18 protein-coding genes and 1 tRNA gene are annotated in these 20,310 nt (G+C 71.3%); 10 read left to right on the forward strand and 9 right to left on the reverse strand.

Annotation, left to right across the window (positions count from 1 at the left end):
• Positions 1–70 precede the first annotated feature (70 nt).
• Positions 71–2,800 (forward strand): phosphoenolpyruvate carboxylase, encoded by a 2,730-nt coding sequence (gene ppc, locus B085_RS0117180; RefSeq protein WP_018559807.1) that lies wholly within the window; start codon positions 71–73, stop codon positions 2,798–2,800.
• 84 nt (positions 2,801–2,884) lie between these two features.
• Here ppc and B085_RS0117185 read toward each other — a convergent pair whose 3' ends face one another.
• Both B085_RS0117185 and B085_RS0117190 read right to left on the reverse strand, forming a co-directional pair.
• Positions 2,885–3,487, reverse strand: a complete 603-nt coding sequence (locus B085_RS0117185; RefSeq protein ID WP_018559808.1) for a TetR/AcrR family transcriptional regulator — start codon at positions 3,485–3,487, stop codon at positions 2,885–2,887.
• Positions 3,488–3,563: 76 nt separating this feature from the next.
• Positions 3,564–4,553 (reverse strand): acyl-CoA desaturase, encoded by a 990-nt coding sequence (locus B085_RS0117190; protein ID WP_018559809.1) that lies wholly within the window; start codon positions 4,551–4,553, stop codon positions 3,564–3,566.
• A gap of 245 nt (positions 4,554–4,798) precedes the next feature.
• Between B085_RS0117190 and B085_RS0117195 the strand changes: the two genes are divergently transcribed.
• The 7 genes from B085_RS0117195 (at position 4,799) to B085_RS0117225 (ending at position 10,452) form a co-directional block, all read left to right on the forward strand.
• A tRNA-Gln gene (locus B085_RS0117195) sits at positions 4,799–4,869 on the forward strand.
• Positions 4,870–4,976: 107 nt separating this feature from the next.
• Positions 4,977–6,416: a bifunctional UDP-N-acetylglucosamine diphosphorylase/glucosamine-1-phosphate N-acetyltransferase GlmU gene (glmU, locus tag B085_RS0117200; protein ID WP_018559810.1), complete on the forward strand. Its 1,440-nt coding sequence runs from the start codon at positions 4,977–4,979 to the stop codon at positions 6,414–6,416.
• 141 nt (positions 6,417–6,557) lie between these two features.
• Positions 6,558–7,535, forward strand: a complete 978-nt coding sequence (locus tag B085_RS0117205) for a ribose-phosphate diphosphokinase (RefSeq protein ID WP_018559811.1) — start codon at positions 6,558–6,560, stop codon at positions 7,533–7,535.
• A gap of 197 nt (positions 7,536–7,732) precedes the next feature.
• Entirely contained in the window at positions 7,733–8,329 is a 597-nt protein-coding gene (locus B085_RS0117210; protein ID WP_026251124.1) for a 50S ribosomal protein L25/general stress protein Ctc, read from the forward strand.
• A gap of 67 nt (positions 8,330–8,396) precedes the next feature.
• Positions 8,397–8,999, forward strand: a complete 603-nt coding sequence (pth, locus tag B085_RS0117215) for an aminoacyl-tRNA hydrolase (protein ID WP_018559813.1) — start codon at positions 8,397–8,399, stop codon at positions 8,997–8,999.
• 48 nt (positions 9,000–9,047) lie between these two features.
• Complete coding sequence (locus B085_RS0117220; protein WP_018559814.1) at positions 9,048–9,542, forward strand: hypothetical protein; 495 nt, start codon at positions 9,048–9,050, stop codon at positions 9,540–9,542.
• Positions 9,543–9,696: 154 nt separating this feature from the next.
• Positions 9,697–10,452, forward strand: coding sequence for an LPXTG cell wall anchor domain-containing protein (locus B085_RS0117225; protein WP_018559815.1), 756 nt, complete (start codon positions 9,697–9,699; stop codon positions 10,450–10,452).
• A 65-nt stretch (positions 10,453–10,517) separates the two neighbouring features.
• On the opposite strand, the gene B085_RS0117230 is transcribed toward B085_RS0117225, so the two are convergent.
• A complete protein-coding gene (locus tag B085_RS0117230) occupies positions 10,518–10,886 on the reverse strand; it encodes a VOC family protein (RefSeq protein ID WP_026251127.1) in 369 nt (122 codons plus the stop codon).
• Between the two features lie 5 nt (positions 10,887–10,891).
• Positions 10,892–11,713 carry a trans-aconitate 2-methyltransferase gene (locus B085_RS0117235; protein WP_018559817.1) on the reverse strand — a complete coding sequence of 274 codons (822 nt, stop codon included), beginning with the start codon at positions 11,711–11,713 and terminating at the stop codon, positions 10,892–10,894.
• A gap of 121 nt (positions 11,714–11,834) precedes the next feature.
• Here B085_RS0117235 and B085_RS0117240 point away from each other — a divergent pair, with 121 nt between their 5' ends.
• Positions 11,835–12,332 (forward strand): MarR family winged helix-turn-helix transcriptional regulator, encoded by a 498-nt coding sequence (locus B085_RS0117240; protein WP_018559818.1) that lies wholly within the window; start codon positions 11,835–11,837, stop codon positions 12,330–12,332.
• Between the two features lie 695 nt (positions 12,333–13,027).
• Here B085_RS0117240 and B085_RS50790 read toward each other — a convergent pair.
• The 5 genes from B085_RS50790 to galT all read right to left on the reverse strand — a co-directional run bounded on the left by B085_RS50790 (position 13,028) and on the right by galT (position 18,532).
• The gene (locus B085_RS50790) at positions 13,028–13,969 is read right to left on the reverse strand and encodes a hypothetical protein (RefSeq protein ID WP_234018589.1); all 942 of its coding nucleotides are present in this window, start codon (positions 13,967–13,969) and stop codon (positions 13,028–13,030) included.
• Positions 13,970–13,999: 30 nt separating this feature from the next.
• Positions 14,000–14,797 carry a response regulator transcription factor gene (locus B085_RS0117255; RefSeq protein WP_018559821.1) on the reverse strand — a complete coding sequence of 266 codons (798 nt, stop codon included), beginning with the start codon at positions 14,795–14,797 and terminating at the stop codon, positions 14,000–14,002.
• Between the two features lie 393 nt (positions 14,798–15,190).
• The gene (galK, locus tag B085_RS0117260) at positions 15,191–16,336 is read right to left on the reverse strand and encodes a galactokinase (protein WP_018559822.1); all 1,146 of its coding nucleotides are present in this window, start codon (positions 16,334–16,336) and stop codon (positions 15,191–15,193) included.
• Positions 16,333–17,322, reverse strand: a complete 990-nt coding sequence (gene galE, locus B085_RS0117265; RefSeq protein WP_018559823.1) for a UDP-glucose 4-epimerase GalE — start codon at positions 17,320–17,322, stop codon at positions 16,333–16,335. The genes galK and galE overlap by 4 nt, the downstream gene beginning before the upstream one ends.
• A gap of 136 nt (positions 17,323–17,458) precedes the next feature.
• Complete coding sequence (galT, locus tag B085_RS0117275) at positions 17,459–18,532, reverse strand: galactose-1-phosphate uridylyltransferase (RefSeq protein ID WP_018559825.1); 1,074 nt, start codon at positions 18,530–18,532, stop codon at positions 17,459–17,461.
• Between the two features lie 101 nt (positions 18,533–18,633).
• Here galT and B085_RS0117280 point away from each other — a divergent pair, with 101 nt between their 5' ends.
• Complete coding sequence (locus B085_RS0117280) at positions 18,634–20,304, forward strand: sodium:solute symporter family protein (RefSeq protein ID WP_018559826.1); 1,671 nt, start codon at positions 18,634–18,636, stop codon at positions 20,302–20,304.
• Positions 20,305–20,310 lie beyond the last annotated feature (6 nt).

Consider the following 20,310-nt stretch of genomic DNA (forward strand, 5'->3'; position numbering starts at 1 on the left):
TCCTTGTGCCGTCGGACAGCGCGGTCCGGACAATGCCGCCGACCATTCCACTGCACGAGGAGCCGCACCTGTGAGCAGCGCCGACAACACCACCGGCAGCGCCCCCCTCCGCGCGGACATCCGCCGCCTGGGAGACATCCTCGGCGGGACGCTCGTACGGCAGGAGGGCCCGGAGCTCCTCGATCTGGTCGAGAGGGTGCGGGCGCTGACCCGCAGCGACGGCGAGGCCGCCGCCGCCCTGCTCGGCGAGACCGATCTGGAGACCGCGGCCAAGCTGGTACGGGCGTTCTCCACCTACTTCCATCTCGCGAACGTCACCGAGCAGGTGCACCGGGGCCGTGAGCTGCGGTCCCGCCGGGCGGCCGACGGCGGGCTGCTGGCCCGTACGGCCGACCTGCTCAAGGACGCCGACCCCGAGCACCTGCGCCAGACGGTGCGCAACCTCAACGTGCGTCCGGTCTTCACCGCCCACCCGACCGAGGCGGCCCGGCGCAGCGTGCTGAACAAGCTGCGGGTGATCGCCGCCCTGCTGGACGAGTCCGGTGCGGCGGGCGGGGACCGCCGCCGCGACGACCTGCGGCTGGCCGAGAACATCGACCTGCTCTGGCAGACCGACGAACTGCGGGTCGTACGTCCCGAGCCCGCCGACGAGGCGCGCAACGCCATCTACTACCTCGACGAACTGCACGCCGGCGCGGTCGGCGACGTACTGGAGGACCTGGCGGTCGAGCTGGAGCGGGTCGGTGTGCCCCTGCCCGCGGAGACCCGTCCGCTGACCTTCGGCACATGGATCGGCGGTGACCGGGACGGCAACCCCAATGTGACCCCGCAGGTCACCTGGGACGTGCTGATCCTGCAGCACGAGCACGGCATCACCGACGCCCTGGAGCTGGTCGACGACCTGCGCGCGGCGCTGTCCAACTCGATCCGCAACTCCGGCGCTTCGCCCGAGCTGCTGGCCGACCTGGAGCAGGACCTGCAGCGGCTGCCGGAGATCAGCCCCCGCTACAAGCGGCTGAACGCGGAGGAGCCCTACCGCCTCAAGGCCACCTGCATCCGGCAGAAGCTGCTCAACACCCGGGACCGGCTGGCCGGCGGCACGCCGCACGTGCCGGGCCGGGACTACCTGGGCACCGGCGGCCTCCTGGCCGATCTGCGTCTGCTGCAGGACTCGCTGCGCGCCAACCGCGGCGAGCTGATCGCCGACGGCCGGCTGGACCGCACCATCCGCACGCTCGCCGCCTTCGGCCTGCAACTGGCCACGATGGACGTCCGTGAGCACGCCGACGCCCACCACCACGCCCTCGGCCAGCTCTTCGACCGGCTGGGCGAGGAGTCCTGGCGGTACGCGGACATGCCGCGGGACTACCGGCGCAGGCTGCTCGCCAAGGAGCTGCGCTCGCGGCGTCCGCTGGCGCCGTCCCCGGCGCCGCTGGACGCGGCCGGGGCGAAGACGCTGGGCGTCTTCCACACGGTGCGGGAGGCCTTCGAGCGGTTCGGGCCGGAAGTCGTCGAGTCGTACATCATCTCGATGTGCCTGGGCTCCGACGACGTCTTCGCGGCGGCGGTGCTGGCCCGTGAGGCCGGGCTGGTCGACCTCCACGCGGGGGTCGCCAAGATCGGCATCGTGCCGCTGCTGGAGACCACCGACGAGCTGAGGGTGGCCGACAAGCTGCTCGACGAGATGCTCTCCGACCCCTCCTACCGCAAGCTCGTCTCGCTCCGCGGCGACGTGCAGGAGGTCATGCTCGGCTACAGCGACTCGTCCAAGTTCGGCGGCATCACCACCTCGCAGTGGGAGATCCACCGGGCGCAGCGGCGGCTGCGCGACGTCGCGCACCGGCACGGCGTGCGGCTGCGGCTCTTCCACGGCCGCGGTGGCACCGTCGGCCGGGGCGGCGGCCCGACGCACGACGCGATCCTGGCGCAGCCCTGGGGCACGCTGGAGGGCGAGATCAAGGTGACCGAGCAGGGCGAGGTCATCTCCGACAAGTACCTGATCCCGTCCCTGGCGAGGGAGAACCTGGAACTGACGGTCGCGGCCACGCTGCAGGCCTCGGCGCTGCACACCGCGCCCCGCCAGTCCGAGGAGGCGCTGGCGCGCTGGGACGCGGCGATGGACGTGGTCTCCGACGCCGCGCACGGCGCGTACCGGCGGCTGGTGGAGGACCCGGACCTGCCGGCGTACTTCTTCGCCTCCACCCCGGTCGACCAGCTGGCCGAGCTGCACCTGGGCTCGCGCCCCTCGCGCCGCCCGGACAGCGGGGCGGGCCTGGACGGGCTGCGGGCCATCCCGTGGGTGTTCGGCTGGACGCAGTCGCGGCAGATCGTGCCGGGCTGGTTCGGCGTCGGCTCGGGCCTGAAGGCCGCCCGCGAGGCGGGCCGGGAGGCCGACATCGCCGAGGCGTACGAGCAGTGGCACTTCTTCCGGAACTTCCTGTCCAACGTCGAGATGACGCTGGCCAAGACGGACCTGCGGATCGCCGGGCACTACGTCGGCACCCTGGTGCCCGACGAGCTCAGGCACGTGTTCGACGTCATCAAGGCCGAGCACGAGCTGACGGTCGCCGAGGTGCTGCGGATCACCGGTGAGGCGGAGCTGCTGGACGCGCAGCCGGTGCTGCAGCAGACCTTCCGGATCCGGGACGCCTACCTGGACCCGATCTCGTACCTGCAGGTGGCACTGCTGCACCGGCAGCGCGAGGCCGCCGCCCGCGGCGAGGAGCCCGACCCGCTGCTCGCCCGCGCGCTGCTGCTGACGGTCAACGGCGTGGCGGCGGGCCTGCGCAACACCGGCTGACACCTGCCGCGCACACGACGAGGGCGGTGCCTCCCCGCGGGGAGGCACCGCCCTCGTCGTGTGCGCGGGGAGCGGGGGGCGGGGTCAGTTCTTGCGGTGGCCGATCAGCCGGGGCCTGGGTTCGAGGCCGGACAGCCCGTTCCAGGAGAGGTTCACCAGGTGGGCGGCGACCTCCGCCTTCTTGGGCTTCTGGGCGTCGAGCCACCACTGCCCGGTGAGTGCCACCATGCCGACCAGGGCCTGCGCGTAGAGCGGGGCGAGCTTGGCGTCGAAGCCGCGCTGCTTGAACTCCATGCCCAGGATGTCCTCCACCTGGGTGGCGATGTCGCTGATCAGCGAGGCGAAGGTGCCGGTCGACTGGGCGACCGGCGAGTCCCGTACGAGGATCCGGAAGCCGTCGGTGTACTGCTCGATGTAGTCCAGCAGCGCGAAGGCGGCCTGTTCCAGCAGTTCGCGCGGATGGCCGCCGGTGAGGGCACCGGTGACCATGTCCAGCAGGCATCGCATCTCGCGGTCCACGACGACGGCGTAGAGGCCTTCCTTGCCGCCGAAGTGCTCGTACACCACGGGCTTGGACACACCCGCCTTGTGCGCGATCTCCTCGACGGAGGTGCCCTCGAAACCGCGTTCGGCGAAGAGCGTGCGCCCCACGTCGAGGAGTTGCTCGCGGCGCTCCTTGCCCGTCATGCGGACCCGCCGGGTACGCCGCGACGGCGCACCCTCGCTGCCCCTGCTGCTGCTTCTGCCCTCGCTCACCCGTCAATCATGCCGCTTCGCCGATGCTCTCCTTGCGGCGGGCCGCGATCCGGTCAGCGGTCGGCCACCGTACGTCACTGGCCCAGCCGAGGAGTTCGAACCAGCGGATGATGCGGGCGCTGGAGTCGATCTGGCCGCGGAGCACTCCGTGCCGGGCGGACGTGGGGTCGGCGTGGTGCAGGTTGTGCCAGGACTCGCCGCAGGACAGTACGGCCAGCCACCAGACGTTGCCGGACTTGTCGCGGGAGCGGAAGGGGCGCTTGCCGACCGCGTGGCAGATCGAGTTGATCGACCAGGTGACGTGGTGCAGCAGGGCCACACGGACCAGGGAGCCCCAGAAGAAGGCGGTCGCGGCGCCGGTCCAGGACATCGTCGCCAGGCCGCCGATCAGCGGCGGGAGCAGCAGGGAGATGGTCGTCCACAGCCAGAAGTCCCGGCTGATCCGGCGGATCGCGGGGTCCTTGATCAGGTCGGGGGCGTACTTCTGCTGGGGGGTCTGCTCCTCGTCGAACATCCACCCCATGTGGGCCCACCACAGGCCCTTGAGCAGGGCGGGGACGGTCTCGCCGTACCGCCAGGGGCTGTGCGGGTCGCCGTCGGCGTCGGAGAACCTGTGGTGCTTGCGGTGGTCGGCGACCCAGCGCACGATCGGCCCCTCGACGGCCATCGAGCCGGCGATGGCCAGGGCGATCTTCAACGGGCGGTTGGCCTTGAACGAGCCATGGGTGAAGTGGCGGTGGAAGCCGATGGTGATGCCGTGGCAGCCGAGGTAGTACATCCCCACCATCAGGCCGAGGTCGAGCCAGCTCAGACCCCATCCCCACGCGAGCGGGATCGCCGCGACGAGGGCGAGGAAGGGGATGCCGATGAAGAGTCCGAGGGTGATCTGCTCGAGTGACTGCTTCTTGTCAGCACCGAGAGTGGCGCGGGGAAGCGGGGCCCCGTCGCCGGCCCCGGGTTCCGGGGCCTCGGTGATCACGTCGGTCTGTGTGGTCATGGTGGTCCCTCAATGAAAGTCGGGGGCTACGCCACCGTAACTTACGGCTTCGTAAGTATGGCAGCGCCGAGTGAAGGCCGAACAGAGCGCGCGTGTCGGCGGGAATACGGCTCTTGGCACATGTACCCATGTTTGGGGAGGGGAAGTGCCGATCTTTCTCGTCGCATTGGAGGCGGTCGGTGCGGCATAGTGGTGGGGGCCGAACGGGCACCCTGACGGGATGTCCTGTTCGGGAGGGGTTTCCATCCGCTGTGGTGTAACGGCAGCACTGAGGGTTTTGGTCCCTTAAGTCCGGGTTCGAATCCTGGCAGCGGAGCACGGACCGAGGGGTCGCGGCAACCGTCGCGACCCTTCCGCGTTCACCGCCCGAAACGCCCCGGTATCCTTCGGGTGACCTTCACCCGACGCCGAGGAGCCCGTTCCGTGAGCGCCCACCGCCCGGCCGCCGTCATCGTTCTCGCCGCGGGTGAGGGCACCCGCATGAAGTCGGCAACCCCCAAAGTCCTGCACGCGATCAGTGGCCGGTCCCTGGTCGGACACGTCGTGGCCGCGGCCCGCGCCCTCGAGCCCGAGCACCTGCTGGTCGTCGTCGGCCACGCCCGCGAGCAGGTGACCGCCCACCTGGCCGGGGCCGACGCCACGGTCCGCACCGCCGTGCAGTACGAACAGAACGGCACCGGCCACGCGGTCCGGGCCGGCCTGGCGGAACTCCCGGAGCTGACCGGCACGGTGGTGATCACCGCGGGCGACACCCCCCTGCTCACCCCGGACACCCTGCGCGCCCTGGTCGAGGCCCACACGGCCGACGGCAACGCCGTCACCGTGCTGACCGCCGAGGTGCCCGACCCGACCGGCTACGGCCGCATCGTCCGCGGCGCCGACGGCTCGGTACTGGCGATCGTCGAGCAGAAGGACGCCACCGACGGGCAGCGGGCCCTGCGCGAGATCAACTCCGGGGTGTTCGCGTTCGACGCGCGGCTGCTCGCGGAGGCGCTGGCCAAGGTGACCACCGACAACGCCCAGGGCGAGGAGTACCTCACCGACACCCTCGGCATACTCCGCGAGGCCGGCCACCGCGTCGGCGCCTCGGTCGCCGAGGACCACCGCGAGATCGCCGGTATCAACAACCGCGCGCAGCTCGCCGAGGCCCGCCGCATCCTCAACGACCGCCTGCTGCGCCGGGCGATGCTGGACGGTGCCACGATCATGGACCCGGCGTCGACCTGGGTGGACGTCACGGTGGAGTTCGAGCCCGACACCCTCGTGCTGCCGAACACCCAGCTGTACGGCGCGACCCGGATCGCCTCGGGCGCCGAGGTCGGCCCCAACTGCACGCTGACCGACACCCTCGTCGGTCCCGGCGCCACGGTGAGCAACACCGTGGCCGTCGAGGCGGAGATCGGCGAGGCCGCCACGGTCGGCCCGTACGCCTACCTGCGCCCGGGCACCAGGCTCGGCCCGAAGTCCAAGGCCGGCACCTACGTCGAGATGAAGAACGCCACCGTCGGCGAGGGCACCAAGGTCCCGCACCTGTCCTACGTCGGTGACGCGACGATCGGCGAGTACACCAACATCGGCGCCGCCAGCGTCTTCGTCAACTACGACGGGCAGGCCAAGCACCACACGACGATCGGCTCGCACTGCCGCACCGGCTCCGACAACATGTTCGTGGCGCCCGTCACAGTCGGGGACGGCGCCTACACCGCGGCGGGCTCCGTGATCACCAAGGACGTACCGGCCGGTTCGCTCGCCGTCGCACGCGGCCAGCAGCGCAACATCGAAGGCTGGGTGGCCAGGAAGCGGCCCGGCAGCGCCGCCGCCCACGCCGCCGAACAGGCCCACCAGGCAGCCCCGGAGGCCTGACCGGCGAGGGAGCGGCGGAGGCAGTGGCCTTCCCCACGTGCGCGGTTGCTCCGGCCAGCGCGTACCGTGTGAGGTGCACAGAATTCCGCCAGCTCCCCTGACCGAAGGCGAAGCTGCGTTGAACACCAAGGAGACGGTGCAGTGACCGGGATCAAGACGACCGGTGAGAAGAAGCTGATGCTCTTCTCCGGCCGCGCACACCCCGAGCTCGCGGAGGAGGTGGCACGTGAGCTGGGCGTCAACCTTGTGCCGACGAAGGCCTTCGACTTCGCGAACGGTGAGATCTACGTCCGTTTCGAGGAGTCGGCGCGCGGCTCGGACGCCTTCGTGATCCAGAGCCACACCGCCCCCATCAACAAGTGGATCATGGAGCAGTTGATCATGATCGACGCGCTGAAGCGGGCCTCCGCCAAGCGCATCACCGTGGTCGTGCCCTTCTACGGCTACGCCCGCCAGGACAAGAAGCACCGCGGTCGCGAGCCGATCTCGGCCCGCTTGGTCGCCGACCTGCTGAAGACCGCGGGCGCCGACCGGATCCTCACCGTCGACCTTCACACCGACCAGATCCAGGGCTTCTTCGACGGCCCGGTGGACCACCTGTTCGCGCTGCCGATCCTGGCGGACTACGTGGGTGCGAAGGTCGACCGCTCGAAGCTGACCGTCGTCTCCCCCGACGCCGGCCGGGTGCGCGTGGCCGACCGCTGGTGCGACCGTCTGGGCGCGCCGCTGGCCATCGTCCACAAGCGGCGCGACCCGGACGTCGCCAACCAGGTCACCGTGCACGAGGTGGTCGGTGACGTGCGCGGCCGCATCTGCGTCCTGGTGGACGACATGATCGACACCGGTGGCACCATCTGCGCCGCTGCGGACGCCCTGTTCGCCAACGGCGCCGAGGACGTCATCGTGACCGCCACCCACGGCGTCCTGTCCGGCCCCGCCGCGGACCGGCTGAAGAACTCCAAGGTGAGCGAGTTCGTCTTCACCGACACCCTGCCGACGCCGGGTGAGCTGGACCTCGACAAGATCACGGTGCTGTCGATCGCGCCGACGATCGCCAACGCGGTCCGCGAGGTCTTCGAGGACGGCTCCGTGACGAGCCTGTTCGAGGACGCGCACTGATCACGCGCACCGCGTACTGATCGATTTCCGGGGCGGCCTCCCCGCCGGGTAGACTCTGCGAGTTGCTCGGCGAGGGAGGCCGTCCGCGTTTGCGCGGCTGACTCCGTTATCGACGCGCTCCTCGTAAGTGGAACGGCCCGTCGTGGGCTGGGCGACCGAATGAATTTCCCGTCGTCATCACGAGGAGTGTGATCACCGTGTCCGAGGTCAAGATCTCCGCACAGCCGCGCAGCGAGTTCGGCAAGGGCGCCGCCCGTCGCGTCCGCCGCGCCAACCTGGTCCCCGGCGTCATCTACGGCCACGGCCAGGACCCCAAGCACGTCACCCTGCCGGGTCACGAGCTGCTGCTCGCGCTGCGTACCCCCAACGTCCTGATCAGCCTGGACATCGAGGGTGACGGCACCGAGCTGGTCATCCCCAAGGCCGTGCAGCGCGACCCGCTGAAGGGCTTCCTGGAGCACGTCGACCTGCTCGCGGTCAAGCGCGGCGAGAAGGTCACCGTCGAGATCGTGGTCAGCACCGAGGGCGAGCTCGCCCCCGGCGGCAACCTGCTGGAGCACGTGCTCAACACCCTGCCGGTCGAGGCCGAGGCGACCCACATCCCCGACGGCGTGACCGTCTCCGTCGAGGGCCTGGAGGCCGGCGCCTCCGTCCTCGCCAAGGACATCCCGCTCCCGAAGGGCACCACGCTGGCCGTCGACGAGGACACCGTCGTGCTCCAGGTCCTCGCCGCCCAGGCCGAGGCTCCCGCCGAGGGCGAGGGTGAGGCCGCCGAGGGTGAGGCCGCCGAGTAGTCACGGCAGCACCGCGGTTCCCGGCCGCCGCCCCGCTCCGCAAGGAGCGGGGCGGCGGTCCTGTTGAATGGACGTCATGAGCATGAGCGCAGCGGAAAGCGCCCCCGAGGGGCCCTGGCTGGTGGCCGGTCTGGGCAACCCCGGACCCGAGTACGCCGGCAACCGGCACAACATCGGCTTCATGGTCGCCGATCTGCTCGCCGAGAGGATCGGCGGGCGGTTCAAGACCCACAAGAGCCGGTCCCAGGTCGTCGAGGGTCGGGTCGGCGGCCGCCGCGTCGTGCTGGCCAAGCCGATGACGTACATGAACCTCTCCGGCGGCCCGGTGACGGCGCTGCGCGACTTCTACAAGATTCCGCCCGGCAACCTCGTCGCGGTGCACGACGAGCTGGACATCGACTACGCCACCCTGCGCCTGAAGAAGGGCGGCGGCGACAACGGCCACAACGGCCTGAAGTCGATCACCAAGTCCCTCGGCCCCGACTATCTGCGGGTGCGCTGCGGCATCGGCCGCCCACCGGGGCGGATGCAGGTCGCCGACTTCGTCCTCAAGGACTTCTCCTCGGCCGAGCGCAAGGAACTCGAGTGGTTCGTGGACCGCGCGGCCGACGCGGTCGAGACGCTCATCTGCGACGGGCTGGAGAGGGCGCAGGGCACCTACAACGGTTGACCATCGAAAGGTTGACCGAGTGCCACGCAATGGCCAAGGATCGCCCGCATGGTCAAACGGAGTCTCGCCCGCCGCACCGCCGAGAGCGCCTGGGGGCTGCTGCTGGTCGGCCGCATCGTCCTGCTGAGCGCGCTGGTCCTGTTGATGCTGGCGGCCGGGGTGTGGACCTCGTGGAAGACCGCCCAGCACGTCATGCTCACCAAGGGCCGCGAGCAGGGCACGATGACGGTCTCCGCCTGCGGCGCCGACACCTGCACCGGCCCCTTCGTGCCCAAGGGCCTCGGCTCCGTCCGCGGGAAGGTGACGATCGACAAGGCGGTCACCCACCGCGTCGGTGAGCGGATACCGGTGGCGGTGAAGCCCGGCACCGACGACGTGGTGCGCGGCGGACTCCCCGGCGTGCTGCACGCCTGGGTCCCGCTGGGCGGCGCCCTCCTGCTCGCCGCCCTGGTCCTGGCCGGTGGTCTTCGCTGGCCGCGCACCGCCTGGACCGCCGCCGCGGCGGGCGCCGCACTCCTGGGGGCCGCCTTCCTCACCCTGTGAGCTGTGTGGCTCGATTGTTACCCCGGGATCTATGGGGCAGTCCTGACGTGACGGGACCAATGGGACCGGAGTTTATTGACTCCGGGGTGAGGACCGGTGGAATCTGGCCATCTCCCCCCGCATTCCGTCTTTCACACCCTCAGGTGGTATGCCCATGCGCGCCCTCATCCCGGCGTCCGCGGCGACGGTGGCCCTGGCAGCGTCCGTGCTGTTCGCCCCCGCCGCCCTCGCGCACAACGCCCCCGGCGACAACGGCAATGTGAAGATCCACGACGCGAAGACCGGCGAGGAACTCCACAGGAACGAGCCGCACGTCTGCACCTTCTACCTCGACGGCTTCCGCTTCGACGGTGCCCAGAAGGCCGAGTGGCACATCGAACGGTGGTCCCCGACCGACGGCGACAAGGGCGAGACGGTGAAGTCCGGCTCGCTGACGCTCGACGGTTCCGGCCACGAGCGCACGGAGGACCTCGCGCTCCCGGACGGCCACTACAAGCTCTTCTGGAACTTCGACGGGGAGCACGGCCGGGCCAAGCACAAGGTCTTCTGGGTCGACTGCACGGACAGCGGCGGCGGGAACAGCGGCACAGGGACGCCGACGCCCGGCTCCCCGTCCGCCTCGCAGTCCCCCTCCGGCTCCGCGTCGCCGTCCGCCTCGGCCCCCGGTGGCGGTGAGCAGCCGGGCGGCTCGGCCTCCGCGACCGCCGCCCCGTCCGCCACGGACACCGCCGCCTCCGGCTCCGGCGGCTCCTCCGGCTCCGGCGGCTCCGGTGGCTCCTCCGGGTCGGAGAGCGGCGGCCTCGCCGAGACCGGCGCGCAGGTCGGCGGCATCACCCTCGGCGCGCTGCTGCTGGTGGGCGCGGGGGCCGTGCTGGTGACGCGCCGCCGCAAGGGTGCCGGACAGCACTGACCGGACCGTGGCACCGACCGGCGGCGCCGGCCCCCTGCGAGAAGGGGGCCGGCGCCGCCGGTGTGTCACGCCGCGTCGACGGGTTCCAGGAACTCCAGGCGGTTGCCGAACGGGTCGTCGGTGTGGAAGCGGCGGTGGCCCGGGAGGCCGCCGTCCCAGACGACCGCGGCGCCGCGGGACTCCAGCCGCTCCGCGTAGGCATCGATGCCGCTGACGCGCAGGCCCGGATGGGCCTTCCGAGCCGGGCGGAAGTCCGCCTCGACGCCGATGTGCAGCTGGACCGCGCCGGTGGCGAACCAGCAGCCGCCCCGGGCGGCGAGCACCGGCGGCTTGGGCACCTCACTCATCCCCAGGACCCCCGCGTAGAAGGCGCGCAGGATCTCCTCCGAGCCGGGCGGAGCGGCGAGCTGGACATGGTCCAGGGCGGTGATCACCTGCGTCACCCCGCCTTCCGTGCGACGGCGAAGATCCGCCGGAAGGGGAAGACGGTGCCGTGCGGCCCCGCCGGGTACGCCTTGCGCAGCAGGTCGCGGTACTGGCCGAGGAACTCCCTGGCGGCCTCCGGATCGTCCTCCAGCGCGGTCAGCACGGGGCGCAGCGCCGTCCCCTTGGTCCATTCGAGCACCGCGTCCTCGCCCTGCAGGAGCTGCACGTAGGTGGTCTCCCAGACGTCGACGTCCACCTCGACCTCGGGGATCTCGATGAGCCGCTCCAGGTAGCCGGGGGGCTGGAGGATGTGGACGTAGCGCCGGCCGTGGCCGTCGCCGAGGCGGTCCCGCCAGGCCGGGGAGTCGCAGAGGTCGCCGAGCAGGGCGTGACTGGGCGAGGTGAAGTTGCCGGGGACCTGGAAGGCGAGGACGCCGCCGGGGGCGAGGTGCTCGACCCAGAGGGGGAAACGGTCGGCGTGGCCCTCGACCCATTGCAGGGCGGCGTTGGAGACGATCAGGTCGTAGGTGCCGTCGGGGACCCAGTGGGCGGCGTCGGCGGCGCGGAAGTGGAGGCTGCCGCCCCCGGGGGTCGGGCCCTCGTGGGCCCGGGCGGCCTCCAGCATCTCGGCGGAGCTGTCGAGGCCGGTGATGCGGGCGGCGGGCCAGCGCTCGGCGAGCAGGGCGGTCACGTTGCCGGGTCCGCAGCCGACGTCGGCTATCCGCGGGCTCGCGCCGGGCAGCTCCGGTATCCGGGCCAGCAGGTCGCGGAAGGGGCGGGTGCGGTGGGTGGAGTGGTGGAGATACTGCTGGGGATCCCAGGCTGCTGCGGGCATGTTTCGAACTCCCTGGCGAGAGATGGATCTCTTCCTGCCGCCGACATTGCCCACAAGGTTCCAGAGCTAATCTCTTGATGTCAAGAGACTTCATGTCGACACAACCACTACACTGATCTCCATGGAGGACGAGGTCGATCGGCTGGTCGCTGCGTGGCGCAGGGAGCGCCCTGACCTCGACGTCGAACCGCTCGAGGTGCTCAGCCGGGTCAGCAGGCTGGCGAGGCACCTGGACCGGGCCCGTCGCCTGGCCTTCTCCGAGCACGGCCTGGAGCCCTGGGAGTTCGACGTGCTCACCTCCCTGCGCCGCGCGGGCGCGCCCTACCAGCTCTCCCCCGGGCAGCTGCTGACCCAGACGCTGGTCACCTCCGGGACGATGACCAACCGGATCGACCGGCTCACCAAGAAAGGGCTCGTGGAGCGGCTGCCCGACCCCTCGGACCGGCGCGGCGTCCTCGTACGGCTCACCCCGGAGGGACGGGACCGGGCGGACCAGGCCCTGGCGGGCCTGCTGGCCCAGGAGCGGGCCATCCTCGCAGTGCTCTCCGGCCGCCAGCGCGGGGAACTCGCGAACCTGCTCCGACAGTTGACCGCGCCCTTCGACAACATCCCCGGCTGACGTCGATCACCCGGCGTGATCGTTGGGGAAAGATCACAAACGGCCACGCTCCGCCACCGGTTGCACACACAAAGTGGCGCACTTAGCGTGAGGACCGTGATCGCCGCTTAAAGGCTCAAATGGCCACTTTTGCGGCTGCCGGCGCACCACATTCCGACAACGTCAAGTGGAAGGCGGTCGGGGCGCGTCCGGCTTCCATTTCCCTGGACCCCGCCGGGTCCCGCTCCACCTTGGAGATGCAGATGACTCTGCACACCCGCGCAAGCAAGATAGCCGCAACCGCGGTGACCGGCGCCTTGGCCGGCACCCTCGCCATCGGCACCATGGGCACCGCCTTCGCCACCGACGGCCGGCCTGCCGCCGGGGTGCCTGCCGCTCCTGGACCGGATGGCCAAAGTGAACTCGTTTCCCCTTCCGAGCGTCTCCGGGACCTGTCCCGTGAAGTAGCGGCGGTGTCCGCACGCTCCCCCCACGCGGCCCTGTTCCAGGGCCGCGTCGTCGCCCGTACGGGTCTGCGCGTCCGCAGCGGACCGGGCGTCCAGTTCTCCAGCGTCGGCGTCATCCCCTTCAACGCCCTGGTGGCCATCGTCTGCAAATCCGTAGGCAGCCCCATCGCCGGCAACCCGCGCTGGTACCAGCTCAGCGGCAACCTCTGGGCCTGGTCCTCGGCCCGCTTCGTGGCCAACGTCGGTCCGTCACCCGCCTGGTGCAGCGGCACCGGCGGTGTCGGTGGCGTGGGCGGCGTGGGCGGTGTCGGCGGCGTGGGCGGTGTCGGCGGGATCGGCGGTGTCGGTGGCGTCGGAGGGATCGGCGTCCCGGGCTTCGTCGGCGGGATCGGCGGGATCGGCGTCTGCCGCAACAACGGGCACGGCGGTCGCGAGCACGGCCGCGGCGACCAGCGCTTCAACGGCGTGGACGACCCGTTCCGCGAGGACAACCGCGCTGAGGACCCCCTGGACAGCGTCGCCCTCGCCAAGCGCAGCGACGGCCCCGGCGGCGGCCGCGGCGGTGTCGGTGGCGTCGGTGGTATCGGTGGCTTCGTCGGTGGACCCGGTGGGGTCGGCGGTGTCGGCGGTGTCGGCGGTCCCGGCTTCGTCGGTGGACCCGGTGGGGTCGGCGGTGTCGGCGGCATCGGTGGTGTCGGTGGCGTCGGCGGTCCCGGCTTCGTCGGTGGACCCGGTGGGGTCGGCGGCATCGGCGGTGTCGGTGGCGTCGGCGGTATCGGTGGACCCGGCTTCGTCGGTGGACCCGGCTTCGTCGGCGTCCCCGGCCTGAACGGTGGCTTCAACTGCCGTGACAACGGCCGCGGTGGCAACGGCCGGGGCGACAACGGCCACGGTGGCAACGGCGGTAACGGCCGGGGCGACAACGGCCACGGTGGCAACGGCGGTAACGGCCGGGGCGACAACGGCCACGGCAACAACGAGAGCGACCCATTCGACGACGCCGGTGACAGCCGCCGGAACGACAACGGCCGCGACCCGTTCGACGGCCTCAATGACCGCGGTCAGGACAACGGTCAGCACCGCGACCGTGCCAACGACCGTGACACCAGCCGCTCGGCGCCGGTCACCGGCGTCGGCGGTGAATAACCGCGGGTATCCGCGGTGACCCGGCGGGTCGCTCTCCCCGGTCACGGGGAGGGCGATCCGCCGCGCGCCGTGCCGTCAGACGTGCTGGACGGGGGCCGCCGAACCCACGCGGCCGCCGTCACCGTCGACCGGGGGCACTCCGGCCCGCCGGGCCAGCGCCACGGCGGCCAGCGTCGAGTGGACGCCCAGCTTCCCCAGCACGTTCTGCATGTGGGTGCGGACCGTGTGCGGCGACAGGTAGAGCCGTTCGGCGACCGCCTTTCGGCCCAGGCCGGCCACCATGCAGCGCAGCACCTCCTGCTCCCGCGGGGTGAGCGACTCCACCAGCCGCTCGCTCTCCGTGCGGTGCCGGCGGGCGGCCGTCAGCTCGCGTAGCACACCGGTGAGCAGCGCGGGCGGCAGGTGCGTCTCGTCGCGCAGGACGCCGCGCATCACGGCCAGCAACCGGGACAGCGAGCAGTCCTTGGCGACCCAGCCGGAGGCGCCGGCCTGCAGGGCCCGGGCGGCCCGGCGCGCGTCGTCCCGCTCCGCCAGCACGACCGTCCGGGTGTCGGGATGCTCGGAACGCACGCGCTCCACCAGGGCGATGCCGTCGAGTCCGGCCTGCGCCCCGCCGTCGGCCGCGCCCGGCGGGGCGGCCTTGGGCGGGCCGATCACCCGGACGCCCACCGCGGAGGTGGCCCCCAGGTCGGCGTCGACCAGCAGTACGTCGTAGCGGCGGCCGTCGGAGGCCGCCCGTTCCAGGCAGCGCTGGGCGGCCGCCCCGCTCCCGGCGGCCGAGACGTCGACGTCCGGTTCGGCCGCGAGGGCGGCCGCGAGCGATTCGGCGAAGATGCGGTGGTCGTCGACGACGAGAACGCGGATACGTCCCACGGGCCCCACTCCCGGCATTCGGCACTTCCCCCCACGGACGAGGTCGATGTGCACGGAGGGCCGGCACCTGGAGCGGACGCCGCACGCCGCCGGGCTAGCAGCCGTCCCCAACCAGGTGCCGAACCCTTGTGTCTCGCCCCCTGATGCCGCCGGCCCCCACCGGCGCTGCCAAAAAGCGTAGGGGCAGGAGCAGACAAAGGCGCCCGAATGGAAAAACTTGCAGGACGGAGTTCCCGCGGCACGTGCCGCGGGATGTCCCGTGGTGCGGTTTTCCCTAACGGTGGACGGAGAACGGCGTGCGACGCGGCGGGACCGAGGTCCCCTGCCTGGTGTGACGAAAGGGCGGGGGCGGCACCGTGCGTCCTGCCGGTGCCGCCCCCGCCCCCTACGGGCTCACGCCAGCCGGCGGGCCCCCGCCGACGGCACCGCGGTGAAGACCCGCGGCTCGCGGTGACCGGCCGTGGCGAAGGCGCCGGCGATCGCCTCGGCGGTCTTCTCCGCCGCGGACTCCTCCACCAGCACGATCGCCGAACCGCCGAAGCCGCCGCCGGTCATGCGCGCGCCGAGGGCGCCCGCCTCCACACCGGCCGCCACCACCAGGTCCAGTTCCGGGCAGGAGACCTTGAAGTCGTCGCGCAGCGAGGCGTGGCCCTCCGTCAGCACCGGCCCGATGGCGCGCGCGTCTCCCGTCTCCAGCAGTTCCACGACGCGCTCGACGCGGCGGTCCTCGGTGACCACGTGCCGTACCAGCGGCCGCAGTCCGGGGTCCTCGACCCGGGCGAGGGCGTCGTCGAGACCCTCGTACGGGATGTCCCGCAGCGCCTCCACGCCGAGCAGCGCCGCCGCCTCCTCGCAGCCCGACCGCCGCTTGCCGTACTCGCCCTCGCTGTGGGCGTGGGTGACCCGGGTGTCGACGACGAGCAGCCGCAAACCCTGGGAGGCGAGGTCGAAGGGGATCTGGCGCTGCGACAGGTCGCGAGTGTCGAGCCACAGGGCGTGCCCCTCGGTGCAGCAGGCCGAGGCGGTCTGGTCCATGATCCCGGTGGGGGCGCCCACGTAGACGTTCTCGGCGCGCTGGCAGAGCCGGGCGATCCGCCACCGCTCCAGGCCGAGTCCGTAGAGATCGTTGAGCGCGACGGCGGTGACGACCTCCAGCGCGGCCGAGGAGGACAGCCCGGCGCCGGTGGGAACGGTGCTCTCGAAGTGGACGTCGGCGCCGGTGATCTCGTGCCCGGCGTCGCGCAGTGCCCAGATGACGCCCGCGGGGTAGTCGGCCCAGCCGGCGCCGCCGCCGGGTTCGAGTTCGTCGACGTGCAGTTCGACGACGCCGGCGGGGACGTCCGGGGAGCCGGTGTGCAGCCGCAGCCGCCCGTCGGCGCGGCGCGCGACCGCGGCCACGGTGGCGTGCGGCAGGGCGAACGGCATCACGAAGCCGTCGTTGTAGTCGGTGTGCTCGCCGATCAGGTTCACCCGGCCGGGGGCGGCCCAGACGCCCTCGGGGCCGGTGCCGTACGTGGCGCGGAAGCCGTCCTCGCTCACTTGGTGCCCTCCCGGTTCTGCAGGTCCTGCGCGAAGGTCCAGGCGTCGCGGACGATGTCGTCGAGGTCGGTGCGCGAGGGACGCCAGCCGAGGCGCTCCTTGGCCCGCTCGGCGGAGGCGACCAGCACGGCCGGGTCGCCGCCGCGGCGCGGGGCGACGACCTCGGGGACGGGGTGACCGGTGACCCGGCGGACGGTCTCGACGACCTCGCGCACCGAGAATCCGTTGCCGTTGCCGAGGTTGCAGATCAGGTGCTCGCCGGGGGCCGGCGCGTCGACGGCGAGCAGGTGCGCCTCGGCCAGGTCGGCGACGTGGATGTAGTCGCGTACGCAGGTCCCGTCGGGGGTGGGGTAGTCGTCACCGAAGACAGAGATCGCCTCCCGGCGGCCCTGGGCGACCTGCAGCACGAGCGGGATGAGGTGCGACTCGGGGTCGTGCCGCTCGCCGAACGCCCCGTAGGCGCCCGCGACGTTGAAGTAGCGCAGCGAGACCGCGGCCAGGCCGTGGGCGACGGCCTCGCTGGTGATCATGTGGTCGACGGCCAGCTTGGACGCGCCGTACGGGTTGGTCGGCAGCGCCGGGTCGTCCTCGGTGATCGGGACGGACTTCGGCTCGCCGTAGGTGGCCGCGGTGGAGGAGAAGACGAGCCGCCGCACCCCGGTGTCACGCATGGCGGTGAGCAGGTCCAGCGTGCCGGCGACGTTGTTGCGCCAGTACTTCTCGGGGTGGACGACGGACTCGCCGACCTGGGAACTGGCGGCGAAGTGCAGTACGGCGTCGTAGGTGGCGTCGAGCACCTTCGCCGCGTCCTGGACGCGTCCCTCGACGAAGTCGGCCCCCTCGGGGACCCCGTCCCGGAAGCCGGTCGACAGGTCGTCCAGGACGGTGACCCGGTGCCCCGCCTCCAGCAGATGGGCCGCCACGACGCTGCCGACGTAACCGGCGCCTCCGGTGACCAGAACCTTCTTCGGGCGAGGGTCGCTCACAGGGTCACAGCCTTTCTCGGGTTCGACTCGGGGCCACGGTAGCGGCGCCGCATGAACGTCCGCCGGGAGTGCGGCACGGCGTGGTTCGAGGGGGCGGTCACGGCGGGGTTCGAGGGGGCGGTCACACGGACGACGCTCACGGCGAGGCGACCTCCCTCAGGCGGCTCGCGGCGGTCTCCGGCGGCACGTCGTTGATGAAGACGCTCATGCCGGACTCGGAGCCCGCCAGGTACTTGAGCTTGCCCTTGGTGCGGCGGATCGTGAACAGCTCCAGGTGGAGCGCGAACTCCTCGCGCTGCGCGCTGCCGAACGGCGCCTGGTGCCAGCCCGAGATGTACGGGGTCGGCGGCTCCGCCGCGGCCTCCGGCCGGTAAGGGCCCGCGGGGCCGAAGATCCGGTCGAAGCGGCGCAGCAGTTCCAGGTAGATCCCGGGGAACTCGGCGCGGGCCGCCTCGTCCAGGGCCGTCAGGTCCGGCACCCTGCGGCGGGGGTAGAGGTGCACCTCGTACGGCCAGTGCGCGGAGTAGGGCACGAACGCCGTCCAGTGCTCGCCCTCCAGCACGATCCGGCTGCCGTCCTCGCGCTCGCGCGCCAGGAGGTCGTCGAAGAGGTTGCGGCCGCCGGTGGCCTCGCGGTGCCGCTCCAGCGAACGCAGCATCAGCTCGGTGCGCGGGGTGGCGTGCGGGTAGCCGTAGATCTGGCCGTGCGGGTGGCCGAGGGTGACGCCGATCTCCTCGCCGCGGTTCTCGAAGCAGTAGACCTGCTCGACGCCGGGCAACCGGGAGAGTTCGGCCGTGCGGTCGGTCCAGGCGTCGAGGACGAGCCGTGCCTGCTCCGGGGTGAGGTCGGCGAACGACCTGTCGTGCCGGTCGGTGAAACAGACGACCTCGCAGCGGCCATGTTTTCCGGTGAGCGAGGGAAAGCGGTTCTCGAACACGGCCACGTCGTAGTGGTCGTCCGGGATTTCGCTCAACCTCCCGTCCCGGGACGGGCAGAGCGGGCACTCGTCCGCGGGCGGGTGGTAGGTGCGGGTCTGACGGTGGGAGGCGATGGCGACGAAGTCACCGAGCAGCGGGTCGTGGCGGATCTCCGAGGCGCTGGTCACCGGGTCCAGCGGACGGCGGTCGACGGCGTCGCGGGGCTCGTCGTCGCGCAGGTCGTAATAGATCAGCTCGCGCCCGTCGGCGAGTCGGGTCGATGTCTTCTTCACCCTGCGGGCTCCTCACCACGCCAACAAACAGAACCAAACACAATGAACCACAACACAACAGCAACGTCAACGGAGACCCCGTTGCGGGGAGTGATCAAACCATGCAAAACCTTGCAGAAGGGCTACGGCTCCCCACGAACGCGCTCGACTACTCGATCCTCGCGATCTACTTCGTCGTCGTCCTCGGTATCGGTTTCGCCGCCCGCCGCGCCATCCGGACCAGCCTCGACTTCTTCCTGTCGGGCCGGTCGCTGCCCGCCTGGGTCACCGGTCTGGCGTTCATCGCCGCCAACCTGGGCGCGACCGAGATCCTGGGGATGGCCGCCAACGGCGCACAGTACGGCGCGTACACGGTGCACTGGTACTGGATCGGCGCCATTCCGGCCATGGTCTTCCTCGGCCTGGTGATGATGCCGTTCTACTACGGCTCCAAGGTCCGCTCCGTACCGGAGTTCCTGCTGCACCGCTTCGGACCCGCCTCGCACCTGCTGAGCTCGATCATCTTCGCGGTGTCCGCACTGCTGATCGCGGGCGTCAACCTCTACGCCATGGCGATCGTGCTGGAGGCCCTGATCGGCTGGCCCCAGTGGGTGGCGATCGTCGTCTCCGGCTTCTTCGTGCTCTTCTACATCACCCTCGGCGGCCTCTCCTCGGCCATCTACAACGAGGTGCTGCAGTTCTTCGTGATCCTCGCGGCGCTGATCCCGCTCACCGTCGTCGGCCTGAAGCGGGTCGGCGGCTGGTCCGGGCTGACGGACTCGCTCACCGACTCCCACGGCGCCGCGTTCCTCACCGCCTGGGACGGCACCGGCATCGGCTCGCCCAACCCGCTGGGGGCGAACTGGCTGACCATCGTGCTGGGCCTCGGCTTCGTCCTCAGTTTCGGCTACTGGACGACCAACTTCGCCGAGGTGCAGCGCGCCCTGTCCGCCAAGAACCTCTCGGCCGCCCAGCGCACCCCGCTCATCGCCGCGTACCCCAAGATCTTCATCCCGCTGATCGTCGTCCTGCCGGGACTGATCGCGCTCGTCATGGAGCCGGGCATCGGCCAGCCGGGCAGCGGGCTCCAGTACAACGACGCGATCCCGGTGCTCATGCGCGACCTGCTCCCCAACGGCGTCCTCGGCATCGCGATCACGGGCCTGCTCGCCGCCTTCATGGCCGGCATGGCGGCCAACGTGTCGTCCTTCAACACCGTCTTCACGTACGACATCTGGGGCGCCTACGTACGGCGCGGCCGACCCGACCAGTACTACGTCACCACCGGCCGCGTGGTGACCGCGATCGGCGTGCTGATCGGCATGGGCACGGCCTTCATCGCCTCGTCCTTCAGCAACATCATGAACTACCTGCAGACGCTGTTCTCGTTCTTCAACGTGCCGCTGTTCTGCGTCTTCATCCTCGGCATGTTCTGGAAGCGCTCCACCGCCGCCGCCGGCTTCTGGGGGCTGCTGAGCGGCACGGTCGCCGCGATGATCAACTACTTCTGGTTCTACAAGGGCGGCCTGATCTCGATCCCCAGCGACCAGGGCGCCAACTTCGTCTCCGCCATCGCCGCCTTCGTCGTCGGCGGTGTGGTGATGGTCCTCGTCTCGTGGTTCACCAAGCCCAAGCCGGTCGAGTCGCTGGCCGGACTCGTCTACGGGACCACCTCCCCCGGCATGGCCGAACCGCCCGCCAGGGGCGACGACGCCTGGTACCGCAGGCCCGCGCTGCTCGGCTGGGGAGCCGTCCTCCTGGCCGCGCTGTGCTACATCCCCTTCTCCCTGTGAGGTGAC

This window comes from Streptomyces sp. BoleA5 (assembly GCF_000373665.1).
Lineage (GTDB): Bacteria > Actinomycetota > Actinomycetes > Streptomycetales > Streptomycetaceae > Actinacidiphila.